Origin of the sequence: Sporosarcina luteola (assembly GCF_023715535.1) — a bacterium.
Classification (GTDB): domain Bacteria; phylum Bacillota; class Bacilli; order Bacillales_A; family Planococcaceae; genus Sporosarcina; species Sporosarcina luteola_B.
Window position 1 is genome coordinate 389,202 of sequence record NZ_JAMBOI010000002.1, and the last position, 19,230, is coordinate 408,431.

The window sequence follows — 19,230 nt, forward strand, 5'->3', positions numbered from 1 at the left end:
TTTCCAACTCGTCCGTACTGATTAAAAAATTGAAGTCGGATCTACATCCACTGACATGAGCAGACCTTCCTTCATCCAGCTCGTCCGATACATTCTGATCAATTGCTGAAGCGTTTCAATCAACTTCGGCTCTTTTTTGTATTTTATCAAACATTGGTACCGATATCTATTGTTCACACGACTTATTGCAGCTGCCGCAGGTCCGATGATGACGGTGTCAGGCGACAACGAACTTTTCAAATAGCGCGTCCCCTTTTCCGCAAAATCTGCAACTTTTAACAAATCCTCATGTGAAAACTGTACAAGCGTTATGAAAAAGAAAGGAGGATACCCATATTGTTTGCGTGCCGACATCTCCAGATTGTAAAACGGCTCATAATGCTGGGTCTTTGCGAGTTCAATCGCATAATGTTCCGGTGAGTATGTCTGAATGAAGACTTCACCGGCCAATTCATGCCTACCGGCCCGTCCACTAACTTGCGTCATCAATTGGAATGTTTTTTCCGCTGCTCGGAAATCCGCCAAATGCAAAGTCGTATCCGCAGCAAGCACTCCGACTAAGGTAATATTCGGGAAGTCGAGCCCTTTAGCAATCATCTGGGTGCCAAGCAGGATATCCGCCTTTCCTTCGCTGAATTGGCGCAGTATGCGTTCGTGTGCTCCCTTTTGCCGTGTTGTGTCTACATCCATCCGCAGCACTCGCGCTTCTGGGAATAGCTTTGAAATTTCTTCTTCGGCCTTTTGTGTGCCTGTTCCGAAAAACCGGATATGCTCACTTTCACATTCCGGACAAACGAGCGGAACTTGTTCCTCATGACCGCAATAATGGCATTTCAAGCTTTCATTTGCACGATGATAGGTCAATGAAATGTCGCAGTTCGGACATTGGACGACCGTCCCGCAATCCCTGCACAATACGAATGAAGAGAATCCTCTTTTATTGAGGAAAAGGACCGTTTGCTCATTCTTCTCCAAGCGAAGTCGGATGGCCTCCGCCAATTGCACAGAAAACATCGATCGGTTTCCTTCCTTTAATTCCTCTCTCATATCGACGACCGTGACAGTTGGCAACGGTTGGTTCTTTGCCCTCTTGGATAGCTCCAAAAGAGTATAGACTCCTTTCGATGCTCGCGCATACGATTCTAGAGAAGGTGTCGCGCTGCCAAGGATGACGGGGCAACCGAAATACTCTGAACGCCAGATGGCAACGTCCCTCGCATGGTACCGCGGCGTATCCTCCTGTTTATAAGTCGATTCGTGCTCTTCATCCAGGATGATAATTCCTATGTTTTCAAATGGAGCGAAAATCGCAGATCTTGCCCCGACGACAACCTTCACTTCCCGTCGGTGGATTTTTCGCCATTCATCATATTTCTCACCTGCCGACAATCCGCTATGCATGACTGCAACCAGTTCGCCAAACCGTTCTTGGAAGCGGGCAGTCATTTGCGGCGTCAACGAAATCTCAGGAACGAGGACGATCGCTTCCTTCCCCTTATCCAGTACGTGTTTAATCGCTTGCAAATAGACTTCGGTTTTTCCGCTACCCGTTATGCCATGCAACAGGAATGTTTCAGCATTACCCGAATCTGCGGCCGCTTTCACTTTCTCGAGTGCGGTTTCCTGTTCCTCTGTCAGCAGAAGGGGTTTAGGAGTATCCAGAAGTTTCGGGGCATCCGGCTCACGATACGTTTCGACATACGCTTCTGTTGCACCGCCTTTTTCAATGACGGCTTTGAGAACCGGGTTTTGGATGCCAGATTCATTCATCAGTTTCGCAGCCTCTACCGACTTCCCTGCATGATGTAACATCCACCTGATCAATTCTGCTTGTTTCTTCGCATTCGGATGTATGGTGAGCAGTAATTCGGATAATGTTTCTGAATCCCCAATATGGATTACACGTATTTTTTTCACTCCCGTTTGCTGGCTAATCGCCGTGTCGACGGAAACGATCCCTTTTTCCGAATAATCTTTGACCAACTTCAATAGAGCGGAATCAGTAACCTGCTTCAAAGGAATGCGGGTACGTCCATTTAATACTGATAAAACCCTCGCATCATCGATTTCATCTGGCCTTTCAATTATGATGAATTTCTCGTATTTCGCACGCATCGCTGCAGGCAGCATCACTTGCAGAGCATCGATTTCATAGGACAGTGTTTCTCTCGCCACCTTTTTAGCCAAGCCCAACAGCTCCTGAGAAAGAACAGGATCCAAGTCGATCAGTTCGTCAATTTTCTTCAACTTATGCTCTTCGAGATCACTTTCTGATTTCAGGCCAGTGACATAGCCGATCACTTTCCTCGGTCCGAATGGGACTTTAACACGGGACCCGCATTCGATCACCGTTTCCAAATGTCGGGGCACTGCGTAGTCAAAGGGACGATCGATTGGATACGCCGATACATCGACGATGACTTCAGCTATCATTTACGACGTCACTCTCCAATTCCAGAATCGTCCTTAAGAGCACTTGTGCCAGTTCTTTTTTATGCATTGCTTCAAAAGGATATGTCTTCCCCTTTCTTGATAGTAATGTGACAACATTCGTATCGTTGCCGAAGCCGCCATCGGGATCTGTCACATCATTTACAATGATATAGTCCAAGTTTTTATTGGACAGCTTTTTCATGCCATACTCGATTGCATCATTCGTCTCTGCCGCAAATCCGACAAGTACTTGTCCCGTTTTTCTTTCCCCGAGCGTCTTGAGAATATCGGTTGTACGTTCGAGTTCAATGGATGAATCGCCATCCTGCTTCTTCATCTTTTGTGTAAATTGCTCTTTTGGGCGATAATCTGCAACTGCTGCCGATTTAATAACCATATCTGCATCGTCGAATTTAGTTAGCACAGCGTCTAGCATTTGTAGTGCACTTTCAACGTTGATGAGTTGGACGCCAGCGGGCTTTGGCAACCCGACAGGACCTGAAACCAATATTGTCTCGGCCCCTAACGATACAGCAGCTTCCGCTAGGGCATATCCCATCTTGCCGCTCGAAAAATTCGAAATATAACGCACAGGGTCAATCCGTTCCCGGGTCGGTCCCGCCGTAACAACAACCTTTTTCCCTGCAAGAGGCAGAGTTTCAGGTTGCGAAAATCTCTCCTTGATCAGTTGAACAATATTTTCAGGCTCCTCGAGTCTGCCTTTACCGACATAGCCGCAAGCTAAAAATCCTTCTGAAGGTTCAATGAAACGGTACCCGTCCTCATGGAGCTGTCCGATGTTGCGGATGACCGACTTGTTTTCATACATATGTACATTCATTGCCGGTGCAATCCAAACTTCCGCAGTCGTCGCGAGAAGGGTTGTCGTGACCATGTTATCCGCAATGCCATTCGCAAGCTTGCCGATTACATTTGCAGTTGCAGGCGCAACGATGACAAGATCCGCCCAATCAGCCAAATCAATATGAGCAATGACTCTTGAGTCTTTTTCATCAAAGGTGTCAAAGTAAACATCATTCCGTGACAAAGCCTGAAAAGAAAGCGGTGTTACGAATTCCATTGCCGAAGCAGTCATCATCACTTTCACTTCTGCCCCTGCTTGCGTTAGTTTGCTTACAAGTGCGACCGCCTTATAAACGGCAATTCCACCAGTCACACAGACAAGTATTTTTTTAGTTACCAACAGCCCCACCCTTTCTCTACTTCTACGTGTATGACAATTTGTCCATATTAGGACTTTTCCACTTCCAAAAAACGCTAATTAAAAATGACAAACTCCCAAAGAAATTCTGTTTCTAAGGGAGTATGCAGACCTATTCAAATGCATCAACTTAGTAAGCGTTGATCATACTTCGTCTTCGTATATAATCGAAGCGTCTTGAACTTGTTTTGATAGTGCACCCGTGGAAATCTCTTCCAACGCTTTCCCTACATTCTTATATGAAGTGTAGGATGGCAGCAGCATATTCTTGCTCTCCTGCATTTCACGGGCTCGCTTGGCGGCAAGTGTCACAAGTGTGTATTTTGAATCGATTTTACCCTTTAACGAGTCAACTGATGGATATAACATAATTTAATCCCCTTCCAACATAAGTAAGTATCTTTTTTCAACACGTTCCCGTCGGCAATGTTCAGCCGTCACGATGGCATTGATGCGATCGCATGCCTTCGACACTTCATCATTTTCAACTACATAGTCATACAAGTTCATCATTTCCAGCTCTTCACGCGCTTTCAACACTCTGCTTGCAATGACATCGGCCTGCTCCGTCCCTCTACCGATCAAACGATCTTCAAGCTCGGACAAACTCGGCGGAGCAAGGAAGATGAATAATCCGTCGGGAACTAATTTACGGACTTGGGCCGCACCGACAACTTCAATTTCAAGGAATACATCCCTTCCGGCGTCAAGCGTTTCGTTCACATAATCCAGAGGGGTGCCATAATAATTGCCTACATACTCGGCGTACTCCAATAATTTTCCTTCATTTATCAATTGCTCGAACTCGTTGCGCGACTTGAAAAAGTAATCGACGCCGTCCTGTTCGCCTTCTCGGGGGCTTCTCGTCGTCATCGATATCGAATATTCATAGTTCGTGTCAGGTTGTTGAAATAGCTCTTTTCTGACCGTCCCTTTTCCGACACCGGATGGTCCGGACAGGACAATCAACAATCCACGTTGTTTGTACATGCAATCCCTCTTCTTATGTATTCTCTACCTTCTATTGTTCCATTCATCATAGCAAACAATCTTCTCATATTATAACATATCGAACCCAGAGAGTGCTAAAATGGTACAAAACGTTTGAAAGAGGAATTATTATGGCATTTGACGGTTTATTCACCGCAGCGATTACGCAAGAGCTGCAACAAATTAAAGACGGACGAATTTCAAAAATACATCAGCCGAACACTCAGGAAGTTGTTTTGATGGTTCGGGCAGGAAGAAGCAATTTTAAACTTCTAATTTCAACTCATCCATCATATTCCCGCGTTCAATTGACTGATGAAGCGATTGCTAATCCCTCTGAGCCACCGATGTTCTGCATGGTATTGAGGAAGCATCTCGAAGGCGGCATGATCCAATCAATTCAGCAATCTGGGAATGATCGAATCATCTCATTTGATATCCGGGCGAAAAATGAAATCGGTGATGATATACACCGCCGATTGATCGTGGAAATTATGGGTAGGCATAGTAATATGCTGTTAATTGATCCGGAGCGGAATATGATCATCGACAGCATGAAGCATCTGCCACCTTCCGTGAACAGTTACCGGACGGTTATGCCGGGACAGCCATATGTTCCCGCACCTCCCCAAGAGAAATTGGATCCTTTTGATTTAGATGAAACGGAGTTCCTAGCATTATTGCCAGAATGGGAGAATGCCAAACAGGTAGTCGGCAAACTTTCCGGTTTTTCTCCAATTCATGGAGAGGAACTTTTGTACCGATTGAAAGAAGCAGCTGATAAAGATGCTTATCACGTGTACAAGGATTTCCTTTCTTCATTCAAAGGGGGAACGCAAACACCTACGATCGCTGAAGCCGGTGCGAAAAGCATTTTTTCGGCAACTACGTTGACATATGCGGATCGAACGGTCGCGACGTTTACTACACTCGGCGAACTGCTAGACAAGGTCTATTTCGCTCGGGCAGAACGGGAGCGGGTGAAATCCCAGGCGGCTGATTTGGAGCGCTGGCTTGATAATGAAATCGCCAAATTGAAATTGAAGATGAACAAGTTGGAAAAAGAGCAGAATGCGGCCGAGAAACTGGATACGTTCCAGCTATACGGCGAACTGCTCACTGCCAATAGCTACGCGATAAATAAAGGGGATACAGAAGCAGTCGTCGACAATTACTATGAGGAAGGAACGACTGTGACGATTCCGCTTGATCCGAGGAAGACGCCGATTGAAAATGCGCAGCGTTTTTATTCCCGCTACACGAAGGCGAAAAATGCGTTGATCATGATTGCGGAACAGTTGGAGAAAGCGAAAGAAGACATCGATTATTTTGAGATGATTAAACAGCAGGTCATGCAAGCGTCTCCTGAGGATATCGATGAAATTCGTGAGGAATTGGCGGAATTGGGACTGATGCGCGCAAGAAGAGGCAAGAAAAAGCAGAAGCCAAAAAAGCCATCACCTGAGTCATATATATCAACTTCCGGCATTCCGATCTCGGTCGGTAAGAATAACAAGCAAAATGATTATTTGACGTTCAAGATTGCGGCAAGGGATCATGTATGGCTTCATACGAAGGACATTCCGGGATCGCACGTTGTCATCCATGATTCAAATCCGGATGAACAGACGATTGAAGAGGCGGCAATTCTTTCGGCTTATTTCAGTAAGGCAAGGGGTTCGTCGTCTGTACCAGTAGATTTTACGGAAATCCGTCATGTTAAGAAACCAAATGGTTCAAAACCTGGATTTGTTATTTATTTTGAGCAGAAGACGTTGTTTGTCACACCTGATGAGGATGTTGTTAGGAAGTTGAGGAAGTAATAAAAGGATTGCCATCACAACTCAAGATGGCAATCCTTTTTATTTACCAATAACAAATTTTTTATTCAATCAACGTACTACAAAGCATCGGTCCGATTTTGCCCTTCAGGAAAGCTGCGTAGATAATAACTTTACAGCAACCCAGCTTTTAAATTCGTATGCCACTCAAGAAGGCCATCCATTGACTCGTTCGATATCGTGCCGCTTTCACGGGCTGCCTCTGCAAGTGCTCCGAAATCCGTCAAACTCTTATAGGTTAAACCTGCATCTGTGAATGCTTGATCCGCGCTTTCCAGCTCATATGTAAAAATGGAGACAACCCCTGCAACTTCGATCCCTTCAGATTGCAACGCTTCAACAGCATTCAAACTGCTTCCTCCCGTGGAAATCAAGTCTTCAATGATGACTGCTTTATCCTCAGGCTTCACTTTCCCCTCGATTTGACGGCTTCGACCATGCCCCTTCGCTTTTGAACGGATATACACCATCGGTAAGCCTAAACTATCAGCGACCCAGGCCGCATGTGGAATACCGGCAGTTGCCGTTCCCGCAATAAGCGTTGTTTGGGGATAATATGTTTTAATTAACCCCGCGAGACCTTCCGCAATCTGTTTTCGTCCCACTGGATCAGACATCGTCAATCGGTTATCACAATAAATTGGCGACTTTATTCCTGATGCCCATGTGAATGGATCCTCAGGACTCAGTTCCACTGCCCCGACATTCAATAGAATTTCCGCGATTTCCTTTTTACCCAATCCACTCTTCCCCTTTCCATTTTGCGTTAATTTGTTCGTATGCTGCACGTGGATCCGATGCGCCTGTAATCGCCCTTCCGACTACGATATGAGTCGATCCTTCCTGCCTTGCTTCTTCAGGCATTGCAATCCTTTTCTGGTCATGCGTTCCGCTTGCAGGAAGACGGATGCCAGGGGTGACTCTCAGGAATTCCCGTCCGCAAACTTCAGAAATGCTTGCCGCCTCTTGTACTGAACAAACGACTCCATCTAATCCAGCATCCTTTGTAAGCTTTGCGTAATGAAGGACGGATTCTTGAAGAGAACTTTGGATAAGCTGTTCTTCCCTTACTTGCCGCTCATCTGTAGACGTCAATTGAGTGACACCGATGATCGAAGGACGTTTCATACCTGACGGAGTGCCTTTATCAAGCCCTTCCAATGCAGCTTCCATCATTGACTTTCCGCCGGCAGCATGAACGTTCACCAAATCTACTCCTAAACTCGCCAGCACTTCCATCGCGGACATGACTGTATTTGGGATGTCATGCAATTTCAAGTCTAGGAATATATCGAACCCACTCTCTTTCAATTTCGAAATGATTGCAGGGCCCTCTTTGTAATAAAGCTGCATGCCGACTTTTACATTGATATCGCTTTCGAATGGTTGCAGAAAATCAAATACCTTTTTTGATGAATCAAAGTCTAGCGCAATGATTGGGGAGGTTTTCATAACCGGTGGCTCCTTCCTACAAGCTCAGAAATATGTTCGACACCAAGCTCATCCAATATAGAGGGAAGCTCTTCAATGATTTTTGGACAAATGAACGGATCTACGAAATTCGCCGTCCCTACAGCGACCGCACTTGCGCCTGCAGATAAAAAATCAATGACATCTGCTGTTTCTGAAACGCCGCCCATGCCGATAATCGGGATCTGTACGACTTGACTCACTTCGTACACCATTTTGATGGCGACCGGCTTTACAGCTGGTCCCGATAAACCGCCTGTTATATTAGCAATAACAGGTCTTCCCGTCTTTTGATCGAGCCTCATTCCGACTAGCGTATTGATCATCGTAATGCCGTCAGCACCGCCAGCCTCGACCGCTTTTGCAATTTCTTTGATATCCGTGACATTTGGTGACAGCTTTACATACACCGGCACTTCGGACACTTCTTTAACTGCCGCCGTCAGATCATGTGCTTGCTGTGGATCCGTGCCAAAAGTGATGCCGCCGCATTTGACGTTGGGGCAAGAAATATTCAATTCCAATGCCTTCACATTGGGAGCCGTGGAGATTGTTTTTGCCACTTCAACGTAATCGGCAGTTTCTGTTCCTGCGACATTCGCAATGATTGGAACATCATACTGTTCCAGCCAAGGCAGTTCATTTTCCATGACGCCTTGCAAACCGGGATTCTGCAAGCCGATGGCGTTCAACATGCCTGAAGCCGTTTCTGCTACTCGTGGTGTCGGATTGCCAAACCTTTTATCAAGAGTCGTCGCTTTGATCATAATGGCGCCTAACATTGATAAGTCATACAGATTCCCATATTCCTTGCCAAATCCAAAGCAACCAGATGCCGGCATGATCGGATTTTTCAACTGCAAACCAGGCAATTCCACTGCCAATCTATTCATATCGACACCACCCCTGCTGGAAATACTGGTCCATCCGAACAAACCTTGATATACTCCTTATCCGTTTTCTCAGTCGTTTCACAAACACATGCAAAGCAAGCTCCTATTCCGCATCCCATCCGCTGTTCGAATGAAAGAAAACCTTTTTTGCCGATGTAAGCTGTTTGAACCGCATTCAGCATCGGCATCGGTCCGCAGCTATAGTATGTCGTGAATCCGTCTCCGATCGTTTCCATCACATCTGTCACAAAACCTGCCCTTCCTTTTGTTCCATCCACCGTTGCGATATACGTCTCACCCAGTCTCGTGAATTCCTCTTCATAAAAGGACACATCTGCTGTTTGGTAGCCAAGCACATGGATGCAATTAACTCCTTTAGCAGTCAGTTGCTTCGACAATTCGTATAAAGGCGGCACCCCGATACCTCCGCCAATAAGTATCGCAGTTTCTCCAGGGGGTGTTTCACCAACCGGAAAGCCATTGCCCAGCGGACCGAGTACGTCGACCATATCGCCTTCCTTCTTCATCGATAGCAATTGAGTGCCGCGACCTTCAGCGCGATAAATGATCGTCATCTCGTTTGCTTTATTATCGATGGAAGCGATGGAAATTGGTCTTCTTAACAAAGGTTCGAATGAATCCGATACCCGGATATGGACAAACTGGCCAGGGGAATTGATTTCCCCAACCAGCTTTCCAGTAAGTTTCATTTCAAATATATTCTTAGCAATTTCCCTTTGCCCCGTCACTCTCATCCTATCTTGGATGATCATAGTATCACCTGCTGTTTTGGCATCACATCCATTTGATCCTGCCAGACAATATTGCCTTCGTAGATTGTCTTCACTGGCCAGCCAACACACTTCCAGCCATCAAATGGAGTGTTTTTTCCTTTCGATAAAAACGTATTCCGATCAATTATCTGTTCTTTATCTAAATCAATGAGGACTAGATCTGCTTGGGCTCCGACTTCAATTCTCCCATAAGGAAGACCGAAAACGTCTGAGGGCTTTTCAGTCATCCAATCAATCAATTGCTTCAACGTCCATTTTCCTTCTTTTACGAAGTGCGTGTATAGAAGAGGGAAAGCTGTTTCAAATCCTGTAATTCCGAACGGCGCTTTTGCAAAACCGGCATTTTTCTCCTCTGCTGTATGCGGTGCGTGATCGGTTGCGATGAAATCAAGCGTGCCATCCATCAACCCTTCTTGCAATGCATGCAGATCGTCCATTCCGCGAAGTGGCGGGTTCATTTTCCAATCAGCATCGTCTCCAGGAATATCATCCTCTGACAAGATCAGATGATGCGGGCTCACTTCTGCAGTTACGTGGATTCCGGCTTTCTTCGCATCGCGGATGACCCGCACAGATTCTTTCGTACTGACGTGGCAGACGTGATAATGTGCGCCAGCTTCTTCAGCAAGCAGTATATCGCGCGCGATATGGACTGATTCAGCGATTGACGGGATGCCCGGGAGTCCAAGCTCCTTGTTCTTCTTTCCTTCGTGCATCGCTCCTCCATATATCAGAGTATTGTCTTCGCAATGAGCCACAATCGGCATTCCAATCTCAGCTGCATCTTGCATCGCTTCATACATCATGCCCGCTTGTTGGACACCGACGCCGTCATCTGTGAATGCGAAAGCTCCGGTCTCCTTCAATTCTTTTAAATTCGTCCGTTCTTTTCCGGCTTCCCTAATTGTGATGGAAGCGTAAGGAAGGACTCGAATATGCGCTTTTTCAGCAATCAAGTTATTTACGAGTGACAAGTTTTCCTTCGTGTCAGGTACAGGTCTCGTATTCGGCATTGCGCAAATCGTCGTGTAACCGCCTTTAGCTGCCGCAAGCGTCCCTGTTTCAATCGTTTCTTTATGCTCTCCGCCTGGTTCCCGCAGATGGACATGGACATCGATGAACCCCGGCGCCAACAGAAGTCCGTTGCCGTCAATGACCTCGGATTCGCCTGCATGTAAATCGGTTCCGATCTCGGTTATCTTCCCTCCGGCAATCCGGACATCTGTTAAAACCTTTTCACCTATTTCATTTAAAACATATGCACTCTTGATGATCTTTCCCATGCCAATTCCTCCTTCTGTAAAATCGTTTCTAAGATAGCTGCTCGTATATAGACGCCATTTTCCACTTGCTTGTAAATCATTGATCGGTTGCATTCGACAAGGCTTCCTGCTATTTCCACGTCCCGGTTGACCGGTGCAGGATGCATGATGATCGATCCAGGTTTCATTTCCCTTTCCCGTTCAACTGTCAGTCCGTATTTTGTGTGGTATTCGTCCTTTGTGAATCTCATTTTGCCGTCATGCCTTTCATGCTGGACCCTTAGAAGCATGACCACATCGCTTGTGTAGACCACTTCATCCCAGTCACTCACGTATGGAAAATCACCTGCCCACTCAGGGGGGCATAGAAATTTCACATTCGCACCAAGCATCGTAAGTGCATCCGCATTCGACTTTGCAACTCTACTATGGGAAATGTCACCGGCGATGAGCACATTGAGCCCTTTGAAACCGCCGAGTGTTTCTTTTATCGTGAACAAATCAAGCAAGGATTGTGTTGGATGTTGTCCTGAACCGTCTCCGCCGTTGATAATTGCCATATTCATCTTTCCAACGAGGTCTTCATAATAGCGCTCTTCAGGATGTCTGATGACAACTGCATCCAACCCGATTTCTTCAAGTGTGCGAAGCGTGTCGTACAACGTCTCTCCCTTTACCGCACTTGAAGAACCGGCTTCAAAAGGAATCGTTTCAAGACCCAATTTCCGCTCCGCCACTTCAAAACTCATTTTTGTTCGAGTGCTCGGCTCAAAGAATAGATTGCTAACCATATATTTTTGAGGTAATGCGCGGATACCATACCTTTTTAACATTGCCGCACGATCCAAAATAGCTGAAATTTCATCGATTGTTAGATCTTTCATTGATAATAGGTTTTTCATATAGAAAATCCCCTTCCGTTTTGGATAAAAAATGGCCTTTCCGTTAAATGGAAAGGCCAGTGGGCATGACTAAACAATCGTCATCCGTTTGAATGACTACTAGTCAACTGAACCTTTCCTTGTCTCACAGTACAATTTTAAAAGGTCTTCCTATTCTGTTGGATTATCTGCCAAGTTATCATTTGACCTACCTGGTAAAATCATGTTCAGGAGCACACCGACGATTGCAGCAAGCGCCATTCCTCCGACTTGGAATGTTTCACTGAAATGGATGGAGGCGCCGCCGATGCCAATGACGAGAATGACTGAGGCAATGACGAGATTGCGTTGCTGCCCAAAATCCACTTTGTGATCGACGAGCATCCTCAAACCTGATGAAGCGATGATTCCAAAAAGCAATATGGAGATTCCGCCAAGCACCGCTTGAGGGATTGTTGCTATAATCGCCATCAGCTTGCCGATGAATGAGAAACAAATGGCGAATACTGCAGCGCCAATAATGACATAGACGCTATAGACACGTGTGATTGCCATCACTCCGATGTTTTCACCGTAAGTCGTTTTCGGCGGGCCACCAAGGAGCCCACTCAGGAGTGTTCCCAACCCGTCACCTAAGAGCGACCGGTTCAAACCAGGGTCTCTGATAAAATCTTTGTTGACGACTCGTCCGAGTACTAATTGGTGACCGATATGCTCTGATATTGTAACAATTGATATTGGAACCATGATTGCCAGCAATGTCGGAGTTACGACAAATTCATAATCTATTCCGGGGATCAGGAATTCCGGTAGTGCAATCCAAGCTGCTTCATGTACTTTTGTAAAATCCAATATTCCTATTGCTGCCGAGTATATGTAACCGACGATTATTCCGATCAGAACAGGCATCAAGCTGACTACTCCTCTAAAGAACATGAGGCAGATGATCGCAGTTGCCAATGTAACAAGTGCCGCCGAGAAATGCAGGAGATTGTATTGCGCCACGCCGTCCACTTGTATCGTACTCGCCATGCTCACTGCCGTCGGTGCCAACGCTAATCCGATTACCATAATAACCGGCCCAACTACGACTGGCGGGAGGAATTTCATAATCCAGCCGGAACCCGTCGTCCATATCAACAACGATACGAGTGCATATACAAGGGCGACAAACATGCTTCCAATCATCGCGCTTCCAATGCCTCCTGATTCTGTAGCCGCAAGGATCGGTGCAATAAAAGCGAACGATGAACCTAAATAGGCGGGAACTTTGAACCGCGTGACAAGGACGAAGATGAGCGTCGCAAGTCCGCTCGTGAGCAAGGCGATTGCTGGGCTTAAGCCGACTAATTGCGGTACAAGGATCGTTGCTCCGAACATTGCAAACATATGCTGGACACTGAGGGCGAGCCATCTTATTGGAGCCGGCTTGTCGAGTACGTCTATTACCTTGTTGTCATTCATCATTTCTCACCTGTTCCTATCCGGATTTTTCTTTATTTTGAATGAATTATTACTCCGTCTGACCCATCCTCTTCAAAGACGTTGACAACTACTCGTTCCTCACTAGAAGTCGGAATGTTTTTACCGACAAAATCCGGACGAATTGGTAATTCGCGATGTCCTCGGTCAACGAGGACTGCAAGCTGGATTGCTGACGGTCTTCCTAAATCGATGACTGCATCCATCGCCGCTCTTACAGTTCTACCAGTGTAGAGAACATCATCCACAAGTATCACTTTCTTTTCAGTGACATCGTGCTCGATGTCGACTTGATGAACAAGAGGTTCATGGTTTCCATGTTTATGTTGAAGATCATCTCTATACAGAGTTATATCCAGCTCACCCGTCAAGATTGGTCTTCCTTCAATTTGTTTAATTCTTTCAGATAGCCGTTTCGCAAGTACAGCACCTCTTGTTTTAATGCCGACAAGGATGCATCCGTCAATCCCTTTGTTCTTTTCGATAATTTCGTAGGCGATTCTTGTCACCGCACGTGATATTGCCTGTTCGTCTAGAATGATTGCTTTTTCCGTCATCATAATTCCTCCTTTTTAACATCTCATCAAGAGCCCTACGCTTTTGCAATACAAAAAACCTCCTGCCAGATGACAGGAGGGTACAGGTGCAGAAAGAAGCGTACCGAAGAATAGCGCGCAACTATCCTACCGTACTTCCGTGCAACCTTCCCAGCCTCTCTGGACTGATCTTAAAGGTATCGCTATTCATTTCATTGATTAGTATAGTTGCCCAATTTCACTTTGTCAATTATTTTTAGCACGCATTTTTTCAATCAATGCTTCGAACTCTTCTGGCAAAGGTTGGGTAAACTCCAAATATTCACCGGTTCGCGGGTGTTTGAAGCCGATCGTGCCGGCGTGCAATGCTTGTCCATTAAAGTCGATTGTCTTCTTCGGCCCATATTTCGGATCCCCTGCAAGCGGATAGCCGATATACTTCATATGCACACGTATTTGATGTGTCCTTCCGGTTTCCAGACGGCATTCCACCAACGTAAAATCACCAAAACGTTCCAACACTTTGAAGTGGGTGATGGCGTGTTTTCCCTTATCCGTAACCGTCATACTTTGACGATCTTTCTGATCCCTTCCAATGGGAGCGTCAATCGTTCCTTGATCATGAGGAATATGACCGTGAACGAGCGCCGTGTAAATACGAGTCACGGATTTATCGACAAGCTGATCGACGAGCGATACATGTGCCTGATCATTTTTGGCGACCATCAGCAAACCTGAAGTGTCTTTGTCAATTCTGTGGACAATTCCGGGGCGCATGACGCCGTTTATCCCAGAAAGATCTTTAACTTGGTGCATCAAGCCATTCACTAATGTGCCCGTAGCATGCCCGGGCGCAGGGTGGACAACCATACCGCGCGGCTTATTTACAACAAGCACATCTGCATCCTCATAGACAATTTCTAAATTGAGGTCTTCCGCAACTATATCCAGTTCTACGGGTTCAGGCTCTGTCACCTCGATGACATCCCCGATTTTCACTTTGTAGTTCTGTTTTACCGTACCATCATTTACAAGTACTGCCCCATCCTTCACCCATTGCTGGATTTGTGTGCGGGACCAATCAGGGTTAATATCCGATAGGACTTTATCGATTCTGCCACTTCCATGTTCTTCTGTTATTACAATTTCAAACGGTTCCATTATGTCACCTTTTTCTTGTTCTTTTTTTCATCAATTATTACGTGAAGAATAATTAGGACGACCCCTACTGTCAATGCAGCATCCGCTACGTTGAAGATCGGAAAGTCATAATTGATGACAGGGATGAGGACATCAATGAAATCAACAACTTCCTTCCGCCATAATCGATCGATGAAATTTCCAATCGCTCCGCCTAATAAAAACATCAGGCTGATACTTAGTAATTTGCTGCCTTTCGCTTCCTTGTGGAAAAAATAAATGATCCCACCTACAACTAGTATCGTGACAATATAAAATAACCACATCTGCCCTTCTAGCATTCCCCATGCGGCTCCTTTATTACGGTGTGACAGGAATGCCAAATAAGGTTCAGCTATCGGGATCCGCTCCCCGAGGTTCATGTTCTGTACGACAAGCCATTTTGTCAGTTGATCAAGCAATATTAGCAATAGTGCCAATCCATAATATAGAATCAATCCAAAAACCCCCGTCCAACAGTATCTGCTTCATTTTACCACAAAGTCATCTTATTTATGAAATTAGCGTGTATTCAGTGGATAAGAAAAAGACTGCTGCAACTATGGAATAGCCACGGTTGCAAACAGCCTTTACCAAAAAATTCATGAATAGTATTTTTTCACGACGCCAGCACAACGCGAGCAGAGCTCTGGGTGTTCTGCGTCAGTTCCTACAGTTTCAGAAATCGTCCAGCAGCGATCGCACTTTTCCCCGTCCGCTTTTTCTACAAGGACTGTAGCAGCGTCAAGTTTAAGTGCATCTTCCCGCATTTTGCCTTCGTCGCTTTCCTCGAATTTGGAAACGATGAAGAATTGGGCAAAGTCGATATCGTTCGCTGTTAAGATGCCTGCCATCTTTTCCGGCAATGCGACCGTAATTTTCGCCTCGAGCGATTTACCTATCACTTTTGCGTTTCTAGCTTCTTCAAGCGCCTTCAATACATCATCACGTACGAGCATCAATTTGCTGAAACGTTCGCGAAGCGTGTTCGCTTTCTCTCCAAGATCTACTGCTTGCGGCATGTCTGTAAGTTGAACGCTTTCCTCTTCTACATGCTCAAGATATGCCCAAAGCTCATCCGTCGTATGAGGGATAATTGGCGTCAATAGCTTCAACAGAGCAAGGAGTGAATCGTACATGACTGTCTGCATTGCACGACGGTGTGGATGATCAACGCCTTCGATATAGACGACGTCTTTTGCAATATCAAGATAGAACGAGCTTAATTCACCTGTACAGAAATTATTCACTGCGTGATATACGCCTGCAAACTCGTATTTCTCATAAGCGTCAAGAACGTCTTTGATCAGATCCTGAAGCTTCGCATAAACGTATTGGTCGATTGGACGCATATCTTCAAACGCTACACGGTCAGCTGTCGGATTGAAATCTGCCACGTTCCCGTGTAGAAAGCGGAGCGTATTACGGATCTTACGGTATACTTCTGACACTTGTTTGAAATTCGAATCGGATACACGTACATCAGCAGTATAATCGACGGAAGAAACCCATAGACGAAGGATATCGGCACCAAGTTGATTCATCACTTTTGAAGGTACTATGACGTTGCCAAGCGATTTACTCATCTTGCGACCTTCGCCGTCCAATGTGAACCCGTGGCTCAATAACCCTTTGTACGGAGCGATTCCATTAATGGCTACACTTGTCGTCAACGAGGAGTTGAACCAACCGCGATATTGATCGGAACCTTCCAAATACAAGTCTGCAGGATAGACGAGGTCGTCCCTTTCCACTAGCACGCCTTGATGTGTAGAACCTGAATCGAACCAGACGTCCATAATATCCGTCTCTTTTGAGAATTGACCGTTCGGGCTGCCTTCATGCTCGAAGCCTTCCGGAAGCAGGTCTTTCGCTTCCCTTTCAAACCAGATATTTGAACCGTGTTCTCTGAATAGCTTTGCAACATGCGCAATCGTCTCATCGGTAAGGATAGCTTCTCCGTTTTCCGCGTAGAATACAGGAATCGGAACTCCCCAAACACGTTGGCGTGAAATACACCAGTCACCACGGTCGCGCACCATATTGTACAATCGTGTTTCTCCCCATGAAGGAGTGAACTTCGTATTTCGGATTGCTTCAAGCAATTCACTACGGAATGATTCGATGGACGCAAACCACTGAGCGGTTGCACGGAAAATGACCGGTTTCTTCGTACGCCAATCATGCGGATAGGAGTGAGTGATGAATGAAAGCTTCAGTAGAGCTCCTTCTTCATCCAATCTTTTCGTGACTTCTTTATTTGCATCTTCGTAGAATAATCCTTCAAAGCCTGGAGCCTCATCTGTCATGACGCCTCGGTCATTGATTGGAGACAAAGCTTCAATTCCATATTGCTTTGAAACGTAAAAGTCGTCTTCCCCATGACCAGGAGCTGTATGGACACAGCCAGTACCTGCTTCGGCAGTTACATGCTCCCCTAGCATGACAAGAGAATCACGATCGTATAATGGGTGCTGCGCAACTACCCGATCCAGATCCGAACCTTTTAACTCAGTAACAACTTCATATGATTCCCAACCGATCTCTTTCGCAACAAACTCGACGAGATCTTTCGCCAAGAGGAACTTATTTCCACCCACATTGACGATAGCGTAAGTGAATTCAGGGTGAACCGAAATTCCGAGGTTTGCAGGAATTGTCCAAGGAGTAGTCGTCCAGATGACGATACGGACATCCTCATCGACAACACCGAGACCGTCCTTGATCGGAAACGCCACGTAGATGGAAGGCGATTTTTTATCCTTATATTCAATTTCAGCCTCGGCAAGCGCCGACTCACTTGAAGGCGACCAGTAGACAGGCTTAAGGCCTTTGTAAATATAACCTTTTTTAGCCATCTCGCCGAACACTTGAATTTGTCTAGCTTCAAATTCAGGCTTCAATGTGATGTATGGATTATCCCAATTGCCGCGTACACCAATCCGTTTGAATTGTGAACGCTGGCTATCGATTTGGCTGTATGCATACTCCTCACACATTTTCCGGAATTCAGCAACAGAGTGCTCTTTGCGGTTGACACCTTTATTGACGAGAGCCTGCTCGATCGGAAGACCGTGCGTATCCCAACCTGGTACATAAGGTGCATGGAAGCCTGTCATCGATTTATGGCGAACGATCATGTCTTTGAGGACCTTGTTGAGTGCGTGGCCCATGTGCAGGTCGCCGTTTGCGTATGGCGGTCCGTCGTGAAGAACGAAGAAAGGCCGTCCTTCTGTACGCTTTTGCACTTTTTCATAAATGTTCATGTCTTCCCATTTTGATTGCATATCAGGTTCTTTGTTCGGCAAGTTGCCGCGCATTGGAAATTCTGTTTTCGGCATGAGCAATGTGTCTTTGTAATCCATATTATTTCCTCCTTTAAATATAAAAAACCCCGTCCCTAATAAAGGGACGAGGGATTATTCTCGCGTTACCACCCTAGTTGCAGCACGAATATACCATACTGCCTCTCAGAACACCATAACGGGGTGCATCCGGGATCGATTTTCGTCAATCCGGCTCTGGAGTGATTTTCGTTCCCGTTTCAGGCCAGGCTCCCACCGCCCCTGGCTCGCTATTCTTGAATATCGGAAAGTACTCTCTCTTTCAACGCCTGTTCCTGCTTATAATGTCATTATTATATGTGTGAAGGGAATAGAATGTCAAGCTTCCGTGTCATTCCACATCCGCAGCGGATTCCAAGTGTTCTGTGTCCGGCTCGTATTCAAGTAGTTTTTCCCAGTCATCTGTCTTGATCATATCGAGTTGCGCTTCAATCAACATACGGAAACGGTTTCTGAACACTTTCGATTGTTTTTTCAGGTCCTCAATTTCCATTGCGATTTTCCGGGCTCGCGACAATGCTTCATTCACGATACGGTCAGCATTCTTCTCCGCCTCTTTAACAATCAATTTCGATTCCTGTTTAGAGTTCCGTCGAACATCTTCGGCTGCTTCCTGGGCGATTAATATCGATTTCTGCAAAGTCTCTTCGATTGAGTTGAAATGGGATATTTTATCTTTCGTATCATTCAAGCTGTTTTTTAACATTTTATTCTCTTCCAGCACATTTTCATAATCCTTCATGATCTGTTCAAGAAATTCGTTCACTTCATCTTCATCGTATCCGCGGAAGCCGCGGCTGAATTCTTTATTATGTATATCAAGTGGTGACAATGCCATCTGTTGTTCCTCCCTTTCAAGTAAATCTTCTATTCCCTATTATACATGCCCTCAGCAGATAAAAC

17 protein-coding genes and 1 other annotated feature are annotated in these 19,230 nt (G+C 45.7%); of the genes, 1 reads left to right on the forward strand and 16 read right to left on the reverse strand.

Going from position 1 to position 19,230, the window contains the following annotated elements:
• Window positions 1-21 precede the first annotated feature (21 nt).
• The 4 genes from priA to gmk all read right to left on the reverse strand — a co-directional run bounded on the left by priA (window position 22) and on the right by gmk (window position 4,645).
• Window positions 22-2,433 carry a primosomal protein N' gene (gene priA / locus M3191_RS05450; RefSeq protein WP_251698779.1) on the reverse strand — a complete coding sequence of 804 codons (2,412 nt, stop codon included), beginning with the start codon at window positions 2,431-2,433 and terminating at the stop codon, window positions 22-24.
• Entirely contained in the window at window positions 2,423-3,640 is a 1,218-nt protein-coding gene (gene coaBC, locus M3191_RS05455; protein ID WP_251699317.1) for a bifunctional phosphopantothenoylcysteine decarboxylase/phosphopantothenate--cysteine ligase CoaBC, read from the reverse strand. The genes priA and coaBC overlap by 11 nt, the downstream gene beginning before the upstream one ends.
• A gap of 159 nt (window positions 3,641-3,799) precedes the next feature.
• Window positions 3,800-4,024, reverse strand: coding sequence for a DNA-directed RNA polymerase subunit omega (gene rpoZ / locus M3191_RS05460; protein WP_251698782.1), 225 nt, complete (start codon window positions 4,022-4,024; stop codon window positions 3,800-3,802).
• Window positions 4,025-4,027: 3 nt separating this feature from the next.
• A complete protein-coding gene (gene gmk / locus M3191_RS05465; RefSeq protein WP_251698784.1) occupies window positions 4,028-4,645 on the reverse strand; it encodes a guanylate kinase in 618 nt (205 codons plus the stop codon).
• A 131-nt stretch (window positions 4,646-4,776) separates the two neighbouring features.
• Between gmk and M3191_RS05470 the strand changes: the two genes are divergently transcribed.
• Window positions 4,777-6,468 carry an Rqc2 family fibronectin-binding protein gene (locus M3191_RS05470; RefSeq protein ID WP_251698786.1) on the forward strand — a complete coding sequence of 564 codons (1,692 nt, stop codon included), beginning with the start codon at window positions 4,777-4,779 and terminating at the stop codon, window positions 6,466-6,468.
• Window positions 6,469-6,599: 131 nt separating this feature from the next.
• On the opposite strand, the gene pyrE is transcribed toward M3191_RS05470, so the two are convergent.
• The 12 genes from pyrE to M3191_RS05530 all read right to left on the reverse strand — a co-directional run bounded on the left by pyrE (window position 6,600) and on the right by M3191_RS05530 (window position 19,165).
• Window positions 6,600-7,226, reverse strand: a complete 627-nt coding sequence (gene pyrE / locus M3191_RS05475) for an orotate phosphoribosyltransferase (protein WP_251698788.1) — start codon at window positions 7,224-7,226, stop codon at window positions 6,600-6,602.
• On the reverse strand, window positions 7,219-7,938 hold the full coding sequence (pyrF, locus tag M3191_RS05480) for an orotidine-5'-phosphate decarboxylase (RefSeq protein WP_251698790.1): 720 nt from the start codon (window positions 7,936-7,938) through the stop codon (window positions 7,219-7,221). The genes pyrE and pyrF overlap by 8 nt, the downstream gene beginning before the upstream one ends.
• On the reverse strand, window positions 7,935-8,849 hold the full coding sequence (locus M3191_RS05485; protein ID WP_251698792.1) for a dihydroorotate dehydrogenase: 915 nt from the start codon (window positions 8,847-8,849) through the stop codon (window positions 7,935-7,937). The genes pyrF and M3191_RS05485 overlap by 4 nt, the downstream gene beginning before the upstream one ends.
• Window positions 8,846-9,622, reverse strand: a complete 777-nt coding sequence (locus M3191_RS05490; protein WP_251698794.1) for a dihydroorotate dehydrogenase electron transfer subunit — start codon at window positions 9,620-9,622, stop codon at window positions 8,846-8,848. Before M3191_RS05490 ends, M3191_RS05485 begins: the two co-directional genes overlap by 4 nt.
• The gene (locus M3191_RS05495) at window positions 9,619-10,926 is read right to left on the reverse strand and encodes a dihydroorotase (protein ID WP_251698797.1); all 1,308 of its coding nucleotides are present in this window, start codon (window positions 10,924-10,926) and stop codon (window positions 9,619-9,621) included. The genes M3191_RS05490 and M3191_RS05495 overlap by 4 nt, the downstream gene beginning before the upstream one ends.
• The gene (locus tag M3191_RS05500; RefSeq protein ID WP_251698799.1) at window positions 10,893-11,807 is read right to left on the reverse strand and encodes an aspartate carbamoyltransferase catalytic subunit; all 915 of its coding nucleotides are present in this window, start codon (window positions 11,805-11,807) and stop codon (window positions 10,893-10,895) included. Before M3191_RS05500 ends, M3191_RS05495 begins: the two co-directional genes overlap by 34 nt.
• 150 nt (window positions 11,808-11,957) lie before the next feature.
• Window positions 11,958-13,253: a solute carrier family 23 protein gene (locus tag M3191_RS05505; RefSeq protein ID WP_435368141.1), complete on the reverse strand. Its 1,296-nt coding sequence runs from the start codon at window positions 13,251-13,253 to the stop codon at window positions 11,958-11,960.
• 29 nt (window positions 13,254-13,282) lie between these two features.
• The gene (gene pyrR / locus M3191_RS05510) at window positions 13,283-13,825 is read right to left on the reverse strand and encodes a bifunctional pyr operon transcriptional regulator/uracil phosphoribosyltransferase PyrR (RefSeq protein WP_251698804.1); all 543 of its coding nucleotides are present in this window, start codon (window positions 13,823-13,825) and stop codon (window positions 13,283-13,285) included.
• Window positions 13,826-14,050: 225 nt separating this feature from the next.
• Window positions 14,051-14,965 (reverse strand): RluA family pseudouridine synthase, encoded by a 915-nt coding sequence (locus M3191_RS05515; RefSeq protein WP_251698806.1) that lies wholly within the window; start codon window positions 14,963-14,965, stop codon window positions 14,051-14,053.
• A complete protein-coding gene (gene lspA / locus M3191_RS05520; protein WP_285853203.1) occupies window positions 14,965-15,441 on the reverse strand; it encodes a signal peptidase II in 477 nt (158 codons plus the stop codon). Before lspA ends, M3191_RS05515 begins: the two co-directional genes overlap by 1 nt.
• 144 nt (window positions 15,442-15,585) lie before the next feature.
• Entirely contained in the window at window positions 15,586-18,348 is a 2,763-nt protein-coding gene (gene ileS, locus M3191_RS05525) for an isoleucine--tRNA ligase (RefSeq protein WP_251698809.1), read from the reverse strand.
• A gap of 39 nt (window positions 18,349-18,387) precedes the next feature.
• Window positions 18,388-18,602, reverse strand: a binding site (T-box leader).
• Window positions 18,603-18,658: 56 nt separating this feature from the next.
• Window positions 18,659-19,165 carry a DivIVA domain-containing protein gene (locus M3191_RS05530; protein ID WP_251698811.1) on the reverse strand — a complete coding sequence of 169 codons (507 nt, stop codon included), beginning with the start codon at window positions 19,163-19,165 and terminating at the stop codon, window positions 18,659-18,661.
• Window positions 19,166-19,230: the final 65 nt, after the last annotated feature.